This window comes from Kitasatospora sp. NPDC059088, assembly GCF_042738155.1.
In the GTDB taxonomy this organism is placed as follows: Bacteria; Actinomycetota; Actinomycetes; order Streptomycetales; family Streptomycetaceae; genus Kitasatospora.
In genome coordinates this window covers 1-1,533 of sequence record NZ_JBHYGR010000011.1, presented here as the reverse complement: position 1 = coordinate 1,533, position 1,533 = coordinate 1, and the positions used below count along the sequence as shown (strand labels likewise).

Here is a 1,533-nt window from a genome sequence, read left to right as displayed (position 1 = left end):
TGTGGGGTTGGGGGGGGTGGTAGTTGTTTACACCCCCCTGGCCCTCCCCCCCCCCCCCGCGCCGCCGCGGGCGCCCCGGGCCCGGGGGGCGGCCGCCCCCGCGGTCCGCCTGCTCGGTGTCACCGTCGGCAATCGCCGCGAGGATCGCGTCGTGCTCGTCGGCGATCTCGGCGATGCTGAGCAGCTTGTACGTCTGGACCTGGGCCATTGCGAGAGGCCCAGATGGACCACCCCGCGATCTCCCGCCGCCGACTCCTGCGCTACGGTGCCGCGGCCGCACCCCTGGCGGCCTTCGGCCCGCTCCTGGCCGGCACCGCCCGAGCCGCCGACGGTTCCGACACCGCCGCCGCCCCCGGCACCGCGCCGACGCTGCGGATGCCCGCCGAGACCGACCCGCACGCCCGGACCTTCCTGGCCTGGCCCGAACCGACCTCCGCCTGGGGCGCCCAACTCCCCGCCGTCCAGGCGGACATCGCGAACCTCGCCAAGGAGGTCTCCCGCTTCGAGCCGGTCGTGATGGTGATCAACCCGGAGTCGGTGGCCGCTGCCACCCCGCGCTGCAACACCGCCTCGATCCCTTTCTCCCACGGCATCACCTTCCTCCCGGTCTCCAACGACGACCTGTGGATCCGGGACTTCGGCCCGACCTTCCTGGTCGGCCCGGGCGCCGTCGCCGGCCTGGACACCAACTTCAACGGCTGGGGCAAGACCGGCACCAAGTACGAGCAGGCCTTCGCCAACGACGCCAAGGCGGCCGCCGCGCTGCTCGCCCACTACCGGATCGACCGCGTCCAGGCGCCCTTCACCGGCGAGGGCGGCTCACTGGAGACCGACGGCCAGGGCACCCTGCTCGCCACCGTCAGCTCACTGGTCAACCCCAACCGCAACCCGGGGGCTGAGCCAGGGCGACGTCGAGCAGCGGCTCAAGTCCTCGCTCGGTGTGGAGAAGGTGATCTGGGTGGCCGGCCTGGCGGGCCAGGACATCACGGACAGCCACATCGACTGCGTGGCCCGGTTCAGCGCGCCCGGCCGGGTCATCCTCGACAAGCCCGGGCCGGGCTCCGCCCCGCTCTGGGTCAACGTCTACCAGCAGGCCAAGCAGGTGCTGCAGAGCGCCACCGACGCCAAGGGCCGTCCGCTGACGATCGTCGAGCTGCCCGGCCCCGACCACCAGAAGATCGACGGGACCGGCTCGTCCTTCCTGGCCAGCTACACCAACCACTACACCGCCAACGGCGCCGTGCTGATGCCCCAGTTCGGGGACGCCGCGGCCGACGACGCGGCCCGCGCGGTCCTGGCGGCGGAGTACCCCGGCCGCACCGTCGTCCCGGTGCGGATCAACGCCATCGCGGCGGGCGGCGGCGGCATCCACTGCGCGACCCAGTCCCAGCCCGTCGTGCCGCCGGCGGCCTGAGCCGCGCCACGGGCACCGGCACCCACCCGGGTTCGGGCCGCCCCCGGCGCGCGCCCGATCGACGGCGGGCGCCCCCCCCCCAACGCGCGGGAGGTGGGGTACCAAGGAGCGCGCGTCTG

The 1,533-nt window shown here is 74.3% G+C and carries 1 protein-coding gene and 1 pseudogene; both read left to right on the top strand.

Features of this window, described 5'->3' with window-relative positions; translation table 11 throughout:
- Nucleotides 1–222: 222 nt before the first annotated feature.
- Nucleotides 223–840 (top strand): annotated as a pseudogene (locus ACFWXO_RS07500) (agmatine deiminase family protein); the annotation flags it as partial.
- A gap of 118 nt (nucleotides 841–958) precedes the next feature.
- Nucleotides 959–1,414, top strand: coding sequence for an agmatine deiminase family protein (locus tag ACFWXO_RS07495; protein WP_380522730.1), 456 nt, complete (start codon nucleotides 959–961; stop codon nucleotides 1,412–1,414).
- Nucleotides 1,415–1,533 lie beyond the last annotated feature (119 nt).